The organism is Hydrogeniiclostridium mannosilyticum (assembly GCF_003268275.1).
Taxonomy (GTDB): domain Bacteria; phylum Bacillota; class Clostridia; order Oscillospirales; family Acutalibacteraceae; genus Hydrogeniiclostridium; species Hydrogeniiclostridium mannosilyticum.
The window spans coordinates 57413-72017 of sequence record NZ_QLYR01000007.1 but is presented as its reverse complement, the minus strand read 5'-3'; the positions used below and the strand labels follow the sequence as shown (position 1 = coordinate 72017).

Annotated in this window: 17 protein-coding genes; 11 read left to right on the top strand and 6 right to left on the bottom strand. The window is 56.3% G+C overall.

What is annotated here, in order from left to right:
• Positions 1 to 32: 32 nt before the first annotated feature.
• From mnmE to rpmH, 6 genes are all read right to left on the bottom strand, one after another.
• A complete protein-coding gene (gene mnmE / locus DPQ25_RS10455; protein ID WP_112333128.1) occupies positions 33 to 1430 on the bottom strand; it encodes a tRNA uridine-5-carboxymethylaminomethyl(34) synthesis GTPase MnmE in 1398 nt (465 codons plus the stop codon).
• Positions 1431 to 1524: 94 nt separating this feature from the next.
• Positions 1525 to 2397, bottom strand: coding sequence for an RNA-binding cell elongation regulator Jag/EloR (gene jag / locus DPQ25_RS10450; RefSeq protein ID WP_112333127.1), 873 nt, complete (start codon positions 2395 to 2397; stop codon positions 1525 to 1527).
• A 56-nt stretch (positions 2398 to 2453) separates the two neighbouring features.
• Positions 2454 to 3527, bottom strand: a complete 1074-nt coding sequence (locus DPQ25_RS10445; protein ID WP_112333126.1) for a YidC/Oxa1 family membrane protein insertase — start codon at positions 3525 to 3527, stop codon at positions 2454 to 2456.
• A gap of 145 nt (positions 3528 to 3672) precedes the next feature.
• Complete coding sequence (yidD, locus tag DPQ25_RS10440) at positions 3673 to 3936, bottom strand: membrane protein insertion efficiency factor YidD (RefSeq protein ID WP_112333125.1); 264 nt, start codon at positions 3934 to 3936, stop codon at positions 3673 to 3675.
• On the bottom strand, positions 3933 to 4268 hold the full coding sequence (gene rnpA, locus DPQ25_RS10435) for a ribonuclease P protein component (protein ID WP_112333124.1): 336 nt from the start codon (positions 4266 to 4268) through the stop codon (positions 3933 to 3935). Before rnpA ends, yidD begins: the two co-directional genes overlap by 4 nt.
• A 125-nt stretch (positions 4269 to 4393) precedes the next feature.
• Positions 4394 to 4528, bottom strand: a complete 135-nt coding sequence (rpmH, locus tag DPQ25_RS10430) for a 50S ribosomal protein L34 (RefSeq protein WP_112333123.1) — start codon at positions 4526 to 4528, stop codon at positions 4394 to 4396.
• 959 nt (positions 4529 to 5487) lie between these two features.
• Between rpmH and dnaA the strand changes: the two genes are divergently transcribed.
• From dnaA to DPQ25_RS10375, 11 genes are all read left to right on the top strand, one after another.
• Positions 5488 to 6414: a chromosomal replication initiator protein DnaA gene (gene dnaA, locus DPQ25_RS10420; protein ID WP_407928163.1), complete on the top strand. Its 927-nt coding sequence runs from the start codon at positions 5488 to 5490 to the stop codon at positions 6412 to 6414.
• Positions 6411 to 6794, top strand: a complete 384-nt coding sequence (locus DPQ25_RS15335; RefSeq protein WP_407928162.1) for a helix-turn-helix domain-containing protein — start codon at positions 6411 to 6413, stop codon at positions 6792 to 6794. The genes dnaA and DPQ25_RS15335 overlap by 4 nt, the downstream gene beginning before the upstream one ends.
• A 463-nt stretch (positions 6795 to 7257) precedes the next feature.
• Positions 7258 to 8358, top strand: a complete 1101-nt coding sequence (dnaN, locus tag DPQ25_RS10415) for a DNA polymerase III subunit beta (protein WP_112333121.1) — start codon at positions 7258 to 7260, stop codon at positions 8356 to 8358.
• A gap of 78 nt (positions 8359 to 8436) precedes the next feature.
• On the top strand, positions 8437 to 8700 hold the full coding sequence (locus DPQ25_RS10410; protein ID WP_112333120.1) for an RNA-binding S4 domain-containing protein: 264 nt from the start codon (positions 8437 to 8439) through the stop codon (positions 8698 to 8700).
• On the top strand, positions 8697 to 9800 hold the full coding sequence (recF, locus tag DPQ25_RS10405; RefSeq protein ID WP_112333119.1) for a DNA replication/repair protein RecF: 1104 nt from the start codon (positions 8697 to 8699) through the stop codon (positions 9798 to 9800). The genes DPQ25_RS10410 and recF overlap by 4 nt, the downstream gene beginning before the upstream one ends.
• Positions 9801 to 9837: 37 nt before the next feature.
• Positions 9838 to 10140, top strand: a complete 303-nt coding sequence (gene remB / locus DPQ25_RS10400; protein ID WP_112333118.1) for an extracellular matrix regulator RemB — start codon at positions 9838 to 9840, stop codon at positions 10138 to 10140.
• A 62-nt stretch (positions 10141 to 10202) separates the two neighbouring features.
• Entirely contained in the window at positions 10203 to 10706 is a 504-nt protein-coding gene (locus DPQ25_RS10395) for a hypothetical protein (RefSeq protein ID WP_112333117.1), read from the top strand.
• A 7-nt stretch (positions 10707 to 10713) separates the two neighbouring features.
• Positions 10714 to 11094: a hypothetical protein gene (locus DPQ25_RS10390; RefSeq protein WP_112333116.1), complete on the top strand. Its 381-nt coding sequence runs from the start codon at positions 10714 to 10716 to the stop codon at positions 11092 to 11094.
• Between the two features lie 138 nt (positions 11095 to 11232).
• Entirely contained in the window at positions 11233 to 13170 is a 1938-nt protein-coding gene (gyrB, locus tag DPQ25_RS10385) for a DNA topoisomerase (ATP-hydrolyzing) subunit B (RefSeq protein ID WP_112333115.1), read from the top strand.
• An 89-nt stretch (positions 13171 to 13259) separates the two neighbouring features.
• Positions 13260 to 13979: a hypothetical protein gene (locus DPQ25_RS10380; RefSeq protein WP_112333114.1), complete on the top strand. Its 720-nt coding sequence runs from the start codon at positions 13260 to 13262 to the stop codon at positions 13977 to 13979.
• A gap of 3 nt (positions 13980 to 13982) precedes the next feature.
• On the top strand, positions 13983 to 14549 hold the full coding sequence (locus DPQ25_RS10375) for a YcxB family protein (protein WP_112333113.1): 567 nt from the start codon (positions 13983 to 13985) through the stop codon (positions 14547 to 14549).
• Positions 14550 to 14605 lie beyond the last annotated feature (56 nt).

The following is a 14605-nucleotide window of genomic DNA, read 5'->3' as shown; positions in this document are numbered from 1 at the left end:
TTACTATAATATTATGATTTAAACTGTTTTCATTATTTACCTACACAAAATTGAGAAAAGACGCGATCCACCACCGCGTTTGTTGCACGCTCTCCGGTCAGATCCAGCAGCGCGGAGACCGCGCCCTCCAGTGAAACGGTTACCGCGTCAAACGTCATTCCTCTTTTCAGCGCATCGAGCGCCTCGTTCAGACATTCCCCGGCCCGCGCGGCGGCATCGCGCTGGCGTTCATTGAGCAAAACCGTCGCATCCCCCTCCAGGTGGCTGAGGTGCAGCACCCGCTGTACAGCATCCCGCAGTGCCGGCAGGCCCTCCCCGGCAGCCGCGGAGATATGCACCCGTTCCGCAAAAGCCTCGGAGAGCAGCTCCTCTGGAAAACACGAGGGAAGGTCTGTTTTGTTGACAACGGCGATCGCCGGAACACCCTTACAAGCGGCAATTAAGGATCGATCCTCTTCGTCCAAATGCTGGGAGGAATCAAACACCGCCAAAATCAGCTGTGCCGATGCCAGGCGGTCCCGGGCCCGAGCCACACCGATGCGCTCGACCGGATCCTCCGTCAGGCGCAGCCCGGCGGTATCTGCCAAGCGCAGGGGAATCCCCCCAAGCAGAACCGTTTCCTCAACAATATCCCGCGTCGTCCCCGCCAATTCCGTCACAATCGAGCGTTCACAGCCCGCGAGTAAATTCATCAGCGTGGACTTGCCCACGTTCGGCCTTCCGGCGATGACCGTATCCACGCCGTCGCGCAGCAGCTTTCCCTCGTCAAATCCGGCAAGCAGGTCCTTCATTTCCCCCGCGAGCGCCGCCAGCGTCTCCATTAGGCCCTCCCCGGTCACCTCCGGGATTTCATCCTCCGGGTAATCGGCCCAGGCCTCCAAATGGGCTACGGTGTCCAGCAGGCGCTGGCGCAAGGCGCGGATGCGCTTTTCCAGCGCACCGCCATGCACAGCCAGCGCCGCCCGGGCCTCCTGCTCGCCCTTGGCGGAAATCAGAGACATGACGGCCTCTGCCTCTGTCAGGCCAAGCTTACCGTTCATAAAAGCCCTGCGGGTAAACTCACCCGGACCGGCAGGGCGCGCACCGGCGGATAAAACCGCCTGCAGTACACGCCGCAGCAAATATAGGCCGCCATGGCAGGAAAGCTCCACCGTGTTTTCACCCGTATAGCTCGCCGGAGCCCGGTAATTCAGGGCCACACACTCATCGAGCGCCTGGTCCCCGTCATAGACAGCGCCGAACAGCGCGCGGTAGCCCTCCAGCTCCGCCAGCTTTTTTCCGCTTTTAGCCCGGAACACCCGGTCCGCCACCTGCTGGGCGCCCTCGCCGGAAATGCGGATGATCCCCAGCCCTCCCGGCGCCTGCGGCGTTGAAACCGCCGCAACCGGCGCGGCGGCCAATGCCTGAGCTTCCTGTAAAGCCTGCGCCATATGTCCTTCCTTTCTGTACGCTTTCCATTCCACCATTTTCGGGTGAAGGAAAAAGCCGGCCGGTGTTGGTACCCGGCCGGCTCCTTTTATCGTCTTATTTATGAACTTCAATCTTCCCGTAAAGGGGACCCTTATGCTCGCTCTTGTTGGTCAGCGGCTCATCCTGTACCCTGGCCCTTATGGGCGTTGCAGGCGCAGCGGCACTGCCCTCGTTAAAATTGCGCGGTGCGCGGCCGCCCTGGTTGTTTCCGCCCCGGTTTGCGGGAAGCTTCTCATAGGGATGGCGGCGGTTTGCGTTGCCGCCGCCCTGCGGGCCCCGCCTGCCGCGCGGCGCGCGCTCGCCCTCAACAGGGCCAATCACGACATGGCGCGCCAGATCCTCGCCCTCACTCCAGGATTTTGCCCCCTCAATATCCTGCACCGCCGTGTGGATGATGCGCCGCTCATAGGGGTTCATCGGCTCCAATGAGAAATTACGGCCGATGCGCAGCGCTTTCGCCGCCATCTTTTTGCCGAGAATTGTCAATGTCTCCATCCGTTTTTCACGATAATTGCCAATGTCCAGCGTGATGCGGTAATAGGTGTTGTCCACATGGTTCGAGACCAAGCCGGCCAAATACTGCAGGGAGTCCAGCGTCTCCCCCCGATGGCCGATGATAAAGCCAATGTCCTCGCCCTGAATGGAAATCAGCGCACCGTTTTCTTCCTCCTGTACCTTGAACTCCACATTGGAAACGCCCATGCAGGAAAAAATGCTGCGCAGATAGGCCACCGCCGCATCCGCGGGGCTTGTCTCGATATAAGCGCGCACCTTTGCCGGGCTGCCGCCGAAAAGACCGAGCGTCTTTTTTACGGGAAGCTCTAATACCTCAAATTCTGCTTCGTAAGACTCGACCCCCAGCTTTTTACAAGCGTCTTCCTTTGCTTTTTCAATGGTATCACCAATACCGACTGCTTCCTTTACCATAGACCTATTCCTCCTGGAAAGCTGGGTTTTCCCAGCTTTATTTTCTTGCTTCCCTTCTACTTTTTCTCTCCACGGTAATCATTTGCATTTTTTGTTCCCTTATTTTTGGCGGCAGACTGCTTTTTTTCCTGCGTATTTTTCTTCTTCTGCGGCTGCGAGCCCAAATTTTTGGCCTCCAGCTTGGTCCGCACAAGCGCCTGGGTCTCCAAAGGCAGGGGCTTCATCTTAGCCTCCTCCTGATCCCTCAGGGCAATACGCGCGGCCTCGGCCCTGGCGTTCAAATCCGCCGGGCTGTAAAACCTTTGCAGCGCAAGCGTCTGGATAAAGCTGATAAGCGTCTGAGCCGTCCAGTAAAAACCGACGGCCGCAGGCATGATAAACGCCAAATAGGCGGTAAAGAGCGGCATGACATACATAACTACTTTCATGCAGCCGGCCTGCTGCTGCATGCCGGGCTGAAGCTTCATGGTGACAAACTGTGTTACCAGCGAGGAAACCAAGCACAGCACGGGAATCAGCCACAGCATGGAGGCAAAGCCGCCCGAGCTGGGGGTAGCCAGCAGGTTCAGTCCCAGAAAGTTGAATCCATGGCTGAAAAACTCAATATTGTTCATTTCATCGGGGGTAAATATATTGGTCAAATAGGGCTTTAGGCTCTCAAAATGCTTGATGATGTCCATCTCCGCATACTGGTTGGAGGCGGAGATATTCAAGCCCGGAATCTGAGAGAGCAGGGAAATAGCCTGCTTAACATGCTCGGCCGAGCAGTGCACGGCGTTCTGCAGCGGATAGAGCACGGAGTAATAGATGCCGAACAGGATTGGAAACGGGATCAGCATCGGCAGGCAGCCGCCAGTGGGGCTGGCGCCCTCCTTCGCATAGAGCTTCTGGGTCTCTTCCGACAGCTTCATCTTGTCGTTTCCATAAATAGCCTGAAGCTCCTTCACCTTCTTCTGGAGCTTTGCCTGAGATGCCATGGAACGCTGCTGCTTGATGGAAAAGGGGAACATGAGCAGCTTCATAATAATTGTAAAAAGCAAGATGGAGACGCCGTAGTTTCTTACAATAGAGTAGAGGAACCACAGCAGATAGCCCAGGATGCTGCCAAACCAATTAAACAATTCAAACATTTACAAAACTCCTTGCAAAGGATTAATCCTCTTCATTTTTCACGAGGCGGAGCCAGAGACAAAACAGCAGCCTCGCGCAAACGCCGGTCCGTTTTCTTCCAGAACAAACGCGCCTTTTTCCTGCGCGGAACAGGCGCAGGCCACGCTATTTTTTTGGGATTCTTCGCTCAATGCGTTTAAACCCGCCCGCCTGCCGCCGCTCCGGCACAGGGTCATAACCGCCGCGGCTGAACGGGTTGCAGCGCAGCACGCGGTAAACGGCTAAAAAAGTACCCTTTACCGCGCCAAAGCGCTCCAGCGCCTCCAGCGCATAAGTGGAGCAGGTGGGGTAATATTTACAGCAGGGCCTTTTTAAGGGTGAAAGGCACCGCCGGTAAAATTTTATAAAGCAAATAAGCAGGCGCTTCATTGCAAAACACCCGCATCTCTAAAATGTTTCATCATTGCACGGTAAACCTCCGTGCTTTTTACAAAAGGCGTGCGCCCACGGGCAACAAAAACAACATCGTAGCCCTTTTTCAGGCGCGGATACGCCTGCCGGTACGCCTCGCGGATCACCCGGCGGGAGCGGCTGCGTTTTACGGCATTGCCGACCTTTTTCCCCGTCGTAATTCCCACGCGCAGCGCGGCGTTGCGGTTTTTCAGCACATAAGTAACAAGCGAAGGGCTGACGTAAGACCTTCCCCTTGCATATACCCGGCGAAAATCCCGGTTTTCTTTCATTGGGACAATAACATCCATTATGCTTTACTCCAAGAAAAATTCCCTTTCAAGCGCGGGCCGAATAATCCGGGCCGGGCGGCGTATGCCGGGCCGCCGCTGAAAGCGGCGCCTAAAAAGAAAGGCCACACGAGGTGGCCATGCACTCAATAGGTCAAACGTCCTCTTCCCTTTGCACGGCGGCGTGCGAGTACTTTACGACCGTTTTTAGTGGACATTCTTTTCCTAAACCCGTGTTCCTTCTTTCTATGGATCTTCTTGGGCTGATAGGTTCTCAGCATGAAAAAACCCCCTTTCGGAAATTAAAACTTTGACAAAATGATTGCTTCGGTCCTGCCTGTGCTGGAAGAGCTCCCCGATGCTGGAAGCATCCATAACCCTGCCGTTAAAACGGTGGTTGCCGCATTCATAAGACCTTTGCAAGTTCCTATTATAGCCTAAACCCTGGGGGCCTGTCAACCAAAAAATTTAGCATCCACGCGCGTTTCAGCGTTTTACCCATCCCCTCGGACGCCTTTTCATATAAATAGGGCCCATGTTCGTTTTGCAACCACAATATCCAGTTATTATTTCTCTGATATAATAATGATAAAAATATGACCTAAAAAAGCGGCGGGCAGGGTTTCTTGAAAAGACGATAGCATACGCCCCTTCATTTTTTCAACGGTTTTTGCAGGGCTCTTTTTTTACCCGGACATGATGCCGGAAAAGGATGCTTTGCCATGTTATTCGCTATTTTCAGCCGAAAATGCGTTCATATTTTCCAAATACAGGCCTGTTAAAACGAACGAGGAAAAATCTTGTAAAAAGGGAAATTCAACCCATGCGGCCTTACAAAAGCGAAAAACCGATTGTAATGTCTATTTTTTTATGATAAAATAAATCTTAATAAAATCGTCTATTTATTTTTATAAACCCGTATTCGGCGCTTTCTGACGGGATTGTTCTGAAATCGCCGTAAGGTCTGCCGCGACAGATCCGTTTATACTGGTTTATCAGTAGGCGTTGCCGGAGGTACGCATTTTTTCGCTGACGCAGGCGAAAAAGACGTGCTTTTTCTCCGTTTTGCCTTTTTTGCCCTTTCAGCCGCCGCCCTCCGCTTTTATGAAGGAAAGGGCCTGGCGCCAGCGCGCCGTCTTATTAAAAATTAGGTAGTAAAACCCCGTTTCGGGTGGGTTACATACCGGTTTACATAAAAAATTAATCCCCCGCGGGATATGGAAAGGTTAGGTTAGTTTTTATGGAATCCTTTACTGAAGCTTGGAAACTGATCTGCGAATATTGCAAAAGCCGCATCACGGAGGTCGCTTTTACAACCTGGATCAGCCGCATCGAGCCGGTTGACCTTGATTTTACCACAGGAGTGGCGGTGCTGCGCGTCCCCAACGAGTTCCACCGCCAGACGCTGACGCGCTGCTACACGGATCTGCTCACCGACGCCATTGCGCAGGTTTTTGGCCCGGGCATCGAGCTAAACTTCATTATTCCGGAGGAAACGCCCGCGCAGCACGATATTCCCGAGCCGCCGACCGAGGATTATGAATTTACCTTCGACACCTTCATCGTCGGCCCCTCCAACAAATTTGCACACGCGGCGTCCATGGCCGTTTCCACAAAGCCCGCAACGCTTTACAACCCGCTGTTTATTTACGGGAACTCCGGGCTGGGCAAGACGCATCTGCTCTATGCCATCTGCAATGAAATCACCCGCTCCTTCCCAAGCATGAACATTATTTACACCAAGGGCGACGAGTTTACCAATGAAATGATCGAGGCCATCCGCCACGGCACCACGGCCCAGTTCCGCCAGCGTTACCGCAAGGCCGACATCCTGCTGGTCGACGACATCCAGTTTATCGCCGGTAAAGATTCGACACAGGAGGAATTCTTCCACACCTTTAACTCGCTGTATGAGGCAAAAAAGCAGATTGTGCTTACCTCCGACCGCCCGGCAAAGGACATTGCCACCCTGGAGGAACGTTTGCTTACCCGCTTTGAATGGGGCCTGACCGCCGACATCCAGCCGCCCGATTTTGAAACCCGCATCGCCATTATTAAGCGCAAGGCGGAGCTGCTGGGCATTGCCATGCCCGACAACGTCTGTGAATACATCGCCAACCGTGTCAAAAACAACATTCGGCAGCTTGAGGGCACCGTCAAAAAATGAAGGCCTTCTACCTGCTCAACGGGGACCCGCTCAACATCAATACTGCCCAGGCCGCCATCAGCGACATCATCAATAACAGCCAGCCGGCCCCCTATACTGTAGAAAAAATTATTGAAGAGGTCGCGCGCACCTTCGGCGCGACCTCCGCGGACATCCGTTCCGCCAAGCGTTCCGCAAACATCTCCAATGCCCGCCAGGTAGCCATGTACATCGCCCGAGAGATCACCCAAATGCCCATGGAGGCCATTGGCAAGGAGTTCGGCGGGCGCGACCACTCCACGGTGGTCTACGCCACCCAGCAGGTTGAAATCAAGCTGGCCAAGGACAGCAAGATGAAGAGCACGGTGGAGGACATCATCAAAAACATCCGCGACCGCTGAGTATTTACAGCGCGCAGAGCAATCGCTTCTTCTTTTTTTGCTTTCTTTTTTATCAACAAGTTCTCAACATTCCCCACACAGTTTTCAACCGAGCCGTTGAAAAACTCCGCTTCAACAGACATCCACAATTTATCCACAGCCCTTTTTTTAAAACTTCTCCCTCGAAAAAAAAGGCCTCACGCGGTTTTGCGGACTTTTCCACTTTTCAGCGACTACTACTAAGACTACTAAAATAAAAGATAAGATGCATGGATTTATATATTGTCCTGCAGCAGCTGCAAGTCCGGCGGATAATCCTGCAACGGCAGTTAAGATAATACACTCTGTATATTTGTCAAAGAAGCACGCTCACCTCACCCTTTACCGGGTTGTATAAACATACAAGCTATACGGCGCAAAGCGCTGTTCCAAATATGCCGGCAAGCGATGGCCGGCCTTCATTTCATTGAAAGGGGTTGACATTATGAACCTGACCTGTACCAAACAACAGCTGGTAGAGGCTGTTTCAAACGTACAACGCGCAGTTTCTTCCAAATCCTCCGTCCCCGCGCTGGAGGGCATCCTGCTGAAAGCAAGAGAAGGCGAAATCTTTTTATGCGGCTATGACCTCGAGCTCGGCATCACCACCGCCATCGAGGCCTCCGTCGAAGAAACAGGCGCCGTAATTTTAAACGCGCGCCTCTTCAGCGACATTGTGCGCCGCCTTCCCGCGGACACTGTCCAGTTGACAACCGACGAAAAGGACGTCACGACCATTCACAGCGGCAACAGCGAATTTTCCATCGCCGGGATTCCTGCCGCCGAATATCCGGAGCTGCCCGTCGTCACCGACGAGAGCTCTATCGCGCTCTCACATACCATGATGAAGGGCATGATCCGCCAGACGATCTTCGCCGTCGCGGAATCGGATGCAAAGCCCATTCATACCGGCACGCTGTTTGAAATCGGCGAAGGCGTTGTGCGCCTGGTTTCTGTGGACGGCTACCGGCTCGCTATCCGCGAGGAGAAAGCCGCGGATGCCGTGGAAGCGATGAATTTTGTCGTACCGGGCAAGTCCCTGGGCGAGGTGCTCAAGCTGCTCTCGGACGATGAGGAGAGCAAGGTCTCCCTACAGGTCGGGCGGCGGCATATTCTGTTCAACATCGGCCGCTATACGCTGATTTCACGCCTGCTTGAGGGCGAGTTCCTCGATTACCGCGCCGCGATCCCCGCATCCGCCTCCATGGAGGTCATCTGCAAAACGCGGGACTTTATTGAAAGCGTGGAGCGCGTCTCCCTGCTGATTACCGACCGCATGAAAAGCCCCATCCGCTGCGTATTCGACACGGATGAAATCAGTCTTTCCTGCTCGACGGCAATCGGGCGCGCCAGCGACCAGTTTACTGCCAGGGTCAGCGGCGACCCGGTGGAAATTGGCTTTAACAACCGCTTTTTACTGGATGCGCTGCGCAACACAGAGGGCGACGAGGTGCGCATTCAGCTGAACGGCCCCTTGAGCCCTATGAAGATTTTACCGCGCGAGGGCGATGCCTTCCTCTTCCTGGTGCTGCCGGTGCGCCTGTAAAGGCTCCCGGGCGTTGATGGAGGCGGCAATTTTATTTGCGGGCGGCAAGCAAGAGCGGCCCCGCAGGGAAGGAACAGGATGAAGCAGGAACAAATCTTTATTAAAACTGAATATATCCGTCTGGACGCACTGCTGAAAAGCGCGGGTGCGACGGACACCGGCGGCCAGGCAAAATATGCCGTACAAAACGGGATGGTTCTGGTCAACGGCGAGGTGTGCGCCATGCGCGGAAAAAAGATGAGGCCCGGGGACACCGCCGAGTTCAACGGCACGCGGTACCTGGTGGCGGCTGAGGAGCACGCGGCGGGCGGCGCGGAAGGCCGGAACACGCCGAAAAGATGATTGTACGGTCGCTGGGGGTTCAAAATTACAGGAATATCGCCGACGGCCTGCTGGAGGCCTCCCCTGCCGTCAATGTCATTTATGGCGAGAACGCCCAGGGAAAAACCAACCTTTTGGAGGCCCTGTGGCTCTTTACCGGGGGGCGTTCCTTCCGCGGCGCCAAGGATGCGGAGCTGGTGCGCCTTGGGCAGCAGCGCGCGCTGGCCTCTCTTTGCTTTTACAGCGGGGAACGGGAGCAGGAAGCCGAAATTTCCGTACAGAACGGGCGGCGGGCTGCAAAATTGAACGGCGTGGAAAAAAAATCCCCTTCCGGGCTCATCGGCAGCTTTTGCGCCGTACTGTTTTGCCCGGAGCATCTGCGCCTGGTAAAGGACGGCCCTGCCTTGCGCCGCAGCTTTCTCGACTCGGCCATCTGCCAGTGCAGGCCCTCCTATGCGGGCGTTTTCTCGCGCTATCAGCAGAGCCTGCTCCAGCGCAACAGCCTGCTGAAGGATATTCCCTACCACGCGGAGCTGCTGGATACGCTCGATGTGTGGGATGAGCGGCTGGCGGGCTACGGCGGGCGGATTATCCGGGAAAGGCGCGCGTATGTTGAGCGCATCCGGGAAACCGCCGTGGCCGCTTATGCGGGCATCTCCCGCAGCCGGGAGAAATTGGCCTTTGAGTACCAGTGCAGCGCGGGCGGCGGCACGGCGGGAAACGAGCAGCAGGCCCTGCTGGAGGCGCTGCGTGCCGCCAGGCGCGAGGATGTCGCGGCTGGGCATACGTCGGCCGGGCCCCATAGGGATGACCTGAGCATCGAAATCAACGGCCTGAGCGCCCGCAGCTTCGGCTCACAGGGGCAGCAGCGCTCCATTGTGCTGGCATTGAAGCTGGCGGAGGCCGCGGGCCTGGCGGAGGCCTGCGGGGAACCGCCCGTGGTGCTGCTCGACGATGTGCTCAGCGAGCTGGATGCCTCCAGGCAGGATTACCTGCTGAACCACCTGAGCGGCGGGCAGGTTTTTATGACCTGCTGTGAGCCGGAGGCCGCCGGGCGGATGGAAAACGGCGCGCTGTTTCATGTGGAGGGCGGGCGTCTGGAGCGGGTTTCCGCGGGGTAACCCGGCGGAAGGAAAAGAGAGGAGTTGGCGCGTTTTTATGTATCTGCACCTAGGGCAGGATACCGTGATCAAAATGGATGAAATCATCGGCATTTTTGATATGGAGACCTCGACGATTTCTAAAATTACCCGTGATTACCTGGCCCAGGCGGAAAAGGCCGGGCAGGTGGTCAACGTTTCTATGGAGCTGCCGAAAACCTTCATTCTCTGCCGGGACACCAAGAGTAAATCCGGCAAGACGGTTTATATATCGCAGATTTCTTCCTCAACGCTGCTCAAGCGCAGCCGTTTTATAGAAAATATCTCCAATGTCAATATAAGCCAGGAGGATCTGGACTGATAAACGCGGCCCGGGCGCGGGCATTCGCCGTCCGCGGGCCCGAAGAAGCAAAGGGAGTGCCTATGTCGAAATTTCATTTACCCCGCTGCCCTTACTGCGGGAAAAAGGTCAATCCGTTTTTAAGCTGGTACCTCAGGTTTCAGGGGGAATACCGCTGTGCAAAGTGCGGCGGGGTCAGCAATGTGGCGCTTGACAGCGCCGCCTATATCGTCGCGGGCGCGGCGGTGCTGGCGGCGCTGGCGCTGTTCGCCGTCTATTTGGCGGCCCAGCAGGCCCTTGGGCTGTGGGGGATCCTGCTGGTTTTCATTCCCTTTATTCTTTTTCTGGCCCTGAGCATCCTTTTAATCCGGCTGAAAAAGCCGGGCAAACCGGCGCCCCGTGCCGGCGCGAAAAACGGCCGCCCGCCGCAGGGGAGCCGGCGCCGCCCCGGGGCTGCAGCTTCCGAGAACAGAGAGCCGCACACCTCGCAGTTTTCAAGGCTCAACCTGGAAAAGACGACAGACCTGCGCTATGTTCAGAAAACGCTTGTAGACCAGAATATGGCGCACACCATCATCCGAAAGTAGGCGGGCGATGGGAACGAGAAAGCCGCATGGCCTGCGCCTGCCCCTGTGCCCCTACTGTGAGGGCCGGTTTTTATATGGGGATGTCCGCCGGCATATTCGGGACAAAACGGGCGTTTGCCCCAACTGCGGCAAACGTTTTATTATTCGCGCCAAGGGGCGCATCGTGCTGCTCTGGTGTATTGCCGGGGTGCTGCTGTGCCTGCTGAACCTGCTTTTCTGGAGCCTGGAGCAGGTGAACGTGCTGTTTATTGCGGGGCTTACCGCCGTGCTGCTGTGCTGCCTTTTCCCCTTGCATCCCTTTGTGGTGCGCTACCGGCGGCTGCAGGACCCCCTCCCGCCTGGGCGGCGAAGGGGCGCTGACGGAAAAAAGGGCGGAAAAACAGGTTGAAAAGTGAAAATTGTTCCGCGATTCCCTAAAAAAATTCACATCTTTTTTGTATAATGGAAAGAGGGAAAAGCGGCCCCTTTACAGCTTATTGATGAATTGTGTTTTATGGATAGACGTATATGAGGAGCGACAATCAAAATGGAATTAAATGAGATCACGCAAACCACTCAGGCCTATGATGAAAATCAAATACAGGTTCTGGAGGGGCTGGAAGCGGTTCGAAAACGGCCGGGCATGTACATTGCCTCCACCGGGCCCAAGGGCCTGCACCACCTGGTGTATGAAATTGTGGACAATGCCATTGACGAGGCGCTGGCCGGCTTCTGCAACAAAATTGTGGTTGAAATCCTGCCGGGCGATATTATCCGCGTAACCGACAACGGGCGCGGCATTCCGGTGGGCATTCAGCATAAGACAGGGCTTCCGGCTGTAACGGTCGTCTTTACCATTTTGCATGCAGGCGGAAAGTTCGGCGGCGGGGGGTACAAGGTGTCCGGCGGCCTGCACGGCGTGGGCGCCTCTGTGGTAAACGCGCTGTCCGAATGGCTGACCGTAGAGGTGCGCAACGGCGAGCACCTGTACTATCAGCGTTTTGAGCGCGGGACCGCCGTAACGGAGCTGGAGGAGCGCGATGCAACCACCGAAACCGGCACAACGGTTACCTTTAAGGCCGACCCGCAGATTTTTAAGGAAACGACCGTCTATGAATATGAGGTGCTGCAGACGCGCCTGCGCGAGCAGGCCTTCCTCAATGCTGGCGTTGAAATTGAGCTGATCGATTCGCGCGGCGAGGAAACGGTGCGGAATAATTTCTGCTATCACGGCGGTATCTCCAGCTTTGTCGAGTACATCAACAAGAAGAAGGCCGTGGAGGCCATCCACCCGGATATTATCCATTTTTCCTGCGTCGCCGCGGACGACAACGCCACGGCGGAAGTCGCCATGCAGTACAATGATTCGTATAATGAGCTGATCCTAAGCTTTGCAAACAATATCCACACCACGGACGGCGGCACGCATGAGGATGGCTTCAAGCGCGCGCTCACCCGTGTGATGAATGACTACGCGAGAAAATATAATATTCTCAAGGAGAACGACAAGAACCTCTCCGGCGACGATGTGCGCGAGGGCCTGACCGCCGTAATCAGCGTCAAGCTCAAGGATGCCCAGTTTGAGAGCCAGACCAAGGGGCGCCTGGGCAATACGGAGATCGGCGCGCTGGTGGCAAACCTCATCAATGAAAAGCTCAGCATTTACCTGGAGGAGAACCCCGCCGCCGCCCGGGCTATTTTTGACAAGGCGCTGGCGGCGGCGCGCGCAAGAGAGGCCGCAAAAAAGGCGCGTGAAATGGTGCGGCGCAAATCCGCGCTGGAAAATGCCTCCCTGCCCGGCAAGCTGGCGGATTGCCAGAGCCGCGACCCGGAGGAGACCGAGATTTACATCGTCGAGGGCGATTCCGCAGGCGGTTCCGCCAAGGGCGGACGCGACCGGAAGTTCCAGGCCATCCTGCCGTTGTGGGGCAAGATGCTCAACGTGGAAAAGGCCAGGCTCGACAAGGTCTACGGCAATGAAAAGCTGATGCCGGTGGTGACAGCGCTGGGCTGCGGCATCGGCGAGGAGTTTGACCTGACCAAGCTCCGCTACGGCAAAATCATCATCATGGCGGATGCCGACGTTGACGGATCCCATATCCGCACGCTGCTGCTCACCTTCTTTTTCCGCTTTATGAAGCCGCTTGTCGAGGAGGGCCACGTCTACCTGGCGCAGCCCCCGCTCTACCGCATTACCAAGAACAAGCAGCACTATTACGCTTACAGTGACCCGGAGCGCGACAAGCTAATGGAGCAGTTCACCACCGGGTACGATATCCAGCGCTACAAGGGCCTGGGCGAGATGGACTCCGATCAGCTCTGGGAAACCACCATGAACCCGGCGACGCGGATCATGCTGCGCGTTGAGGTGGAGGATGCCGCCGCCGCCGACGAGGCATTCACCATTCTAATGGGCGACAAGGTCGAGCCGCGCCGTGAATTTATTGAGAAAAATGCAAAATATGTGCAGAACCTGGATGTTTAATCCGGCGGCGGGCGCTTCCGCCTGGTGCGGACGGCGATAGCCGAATATCAGTACACGCGGCCCGGCGGGCCGCAGAAAGGCGAGAAAACATGAGTAAATTGCAACCTGAGCCGGCTGGCGGAGAGCAAAGCGCCAACCCTCCTGAACAAAAGAAGGAGGAGCCGTCCCTCGAGGCAAAAAAGGAAAAGAAGCATGTGTTCCCCGTCCAGGAAGAAGAGGATGAGGATGAGCCCGTGGAGTGGGACGGCAGCGAGGCCACCCTGGTGGCCGACGAGGAGGCCGCCGTTTACGAGGAAAAGCAGACGGGCATAAAGCTCAGCTATACGCTCAGGCCGGACGAGGTCTTCCATGCCCTGAAAAAAAGCGGGATGACCAAGACCTCCGGCCTCCGGGCTGTGGTTGAGATCCTGGTGCTGGCGGTGCTGGCGGCGGTGTTCTTCTTTCAATATTTCTCCGGGACCGGCGCACCGGCGCTGTTTTTCGGCATCGTCAGCGTGGCGCTGGCGGCGGTGGTCGCGGTTGTTCCCTATTTGGGCAGAAGGCGCAAGGCAATTGCCATCTGCAATAACCCGAAGATCGCATCTGTGCAGATGGAGATTTTCCCCGATGAGATTGTCATGGGCAAGGGAGAAGGAAAATGGGAAATCCCTCTGGACGGCTCCTGCTTTCGTGAGGAATATAAAAATATGATTTTGCTGCACACGGCGGACCGCCTGGTGCTGCTGCCCTTGCGCGCGGTGGAGCCCGCTGTGCGGGCCGAGGTGCAGGGCATGGTGCTTTCGGGCACCGAGGAGATAAAGGAGGCGTGAGTCATGCCTGGATTTTATGAAGGCAAGCCCGCGGCCGTGGTACGGCAGAAAATGACGGGCGCGCTTTATACACAGGCGTCGCTGACGGCGCGGCGGCAGATGTTTCCGCTGACAAGGCCCGGCGTCCGCGCGGGAATCTGTGTGACGCTGGCGCTGCTGTGCTTGTCCGGCACGCCCTGGTACGCGGCGCGGTACGGCGGCGTTTGGGTGCCGGTTGCCCTGGAAGTGCTGCTGCTGTTGCTGGCGGCCTTTTTCCTCTTTGTACAGCCGAAAAACGAGCAGGCCCAGCTGGAGAAGAAGTTTTCCTCCAACCCGCTGCTTGCGCTGGAGACAACGGCTTCTGTCTACCGCGACAGCGTGGTGCTGGAGAACGAGTGCGAAAAAATATTGGAGTATTGGACGGAGTTTCAGCGCTGCTTTGAAACGCCGCGCTATTTTGTGGCGGCGGGCGGACGGGAACGGTATTTATGGGTACTGGACAAGGACGCGCTTTCCCAAGAGGAATGCGCGCGGGTGTCGCAGCTGCTGGCGGACGCATTTGCGGCGAAATACCGCAGGCTGAAGGCTTAACGCCCCCGCCGCCCCAGCGTGCTGCTGGGCGGGCGGCGGTCAGGCCCTTTCAAACG

Coding starts and splice junctions, on each gene's coding strand:
- DPQ25_RS10395 (WP_112333117.1), top strand. CDS start 10,203: ATGTCGAAATTTCATTTACCCCGCTGCCCTTACTGCGGGAAAAAGGTC.
- jag (WP_112333127.1), bottom strand. CDS start 2,397: ATGGTAAAGGAAGCAGTCGGTATTGGTGATACCATTGAAAAAGCAAAG.
- DPQ25_RS10375 (WP_112333113.1), top strand. CDS start 13,983: ATGCCTGGATTTTATGAAGGCAAGCCCGCGGCCGTGGTACGGCAGAAA.
- dnaN (WP_112333121.1), top strand. CDS start 7,258: ATGAACCTGACCTGTACCAAACAACAGCTGGTAGAGGCTGTTTCAAAC.
- dnaA (WP_407928163.1), top strand. CDS start 5,488: ATGGAATCCTTTACTGAAGCTTGGAAACTGATCTGCGAATATTGCAAA.
- DPQ25_RS15335 (WP_407928162.1), top strand. CDS start 6,411: ATGAAGGCCTTCTACCTGCTCAACGGGGACCCGCTCAACATCAATACT.
- mnmE (WP_112333128.1), bottom strand. CDS start 1,430: ATGGCGCAGGCTTTACAGGAAGCTCAGGCATTGGCCGCCGCGCCGGTT.
- rnpA (WP_112333124.1), bottom strand. CDS start 4,268: ATGGATGTTATTGTCCCAATGAAAGAAAACCGGGATTTTCGCCGGGTA.
- remB (WP_112333118.1), top strand. CDS start 9,838: ATGTATCTGCACCTAGGGCAGGATACCGTGATCAAAATGGATGAAATC.
- DPQ25_RS10410 (WP_112333120.1), top strand. CDS start 8,437: ATGAAGCAGGAACAAATCTTTATTAAAACTGAATATATCCGTCTGGAC.
- DPQ25_RS10390 (WP_112333116.1), top strand. CDS start 10,714: ATGGGAACGAGAAAGCCGCATGGCCTGCGCCTGCCCCTGTGCCCCTAC.
- yidD (WP_112333125.1), bottom strand. CDS start 3,936: ATGAAGCGCCTGCTTATTTGCTTTATAAAATTTTACCGGCGGTGCCTT.
- DPQ25_RS10380 (WP_112333114.1), top strand. CDS start 13,260: ATGAGTAAATTGCAACCTGAGCCGGCTGGCGGAGAGCAAAGCGCCAAC.
- recF (WP_112333119.1), top strand. CDS start 8,697: ATGATTGTACGGTCGCTGGGGGTTCAAAATTACAGGAATATCGCCGAC.
- gyrB (WP_112333115.1), top strand. CDS start 11,233: ATGGAATTAAATGAGATCACGCAAACCACTCAGGCCTATGATGAAAAT.
- DPQ25_RS10445 (WP_112333126.1), bottom strand. CDS start 3,527: ATGTTTGAATTGTTTAATTGGTTTGGCAGCATCCTGGGCTATCTGCTG.
- rpmH (WP_112333123.1), bottom strand. CDS start 4,528: ATGCTGAGAACCTATCAGCCCAAGAAGATCCATAGAAAGAAGGAACAC.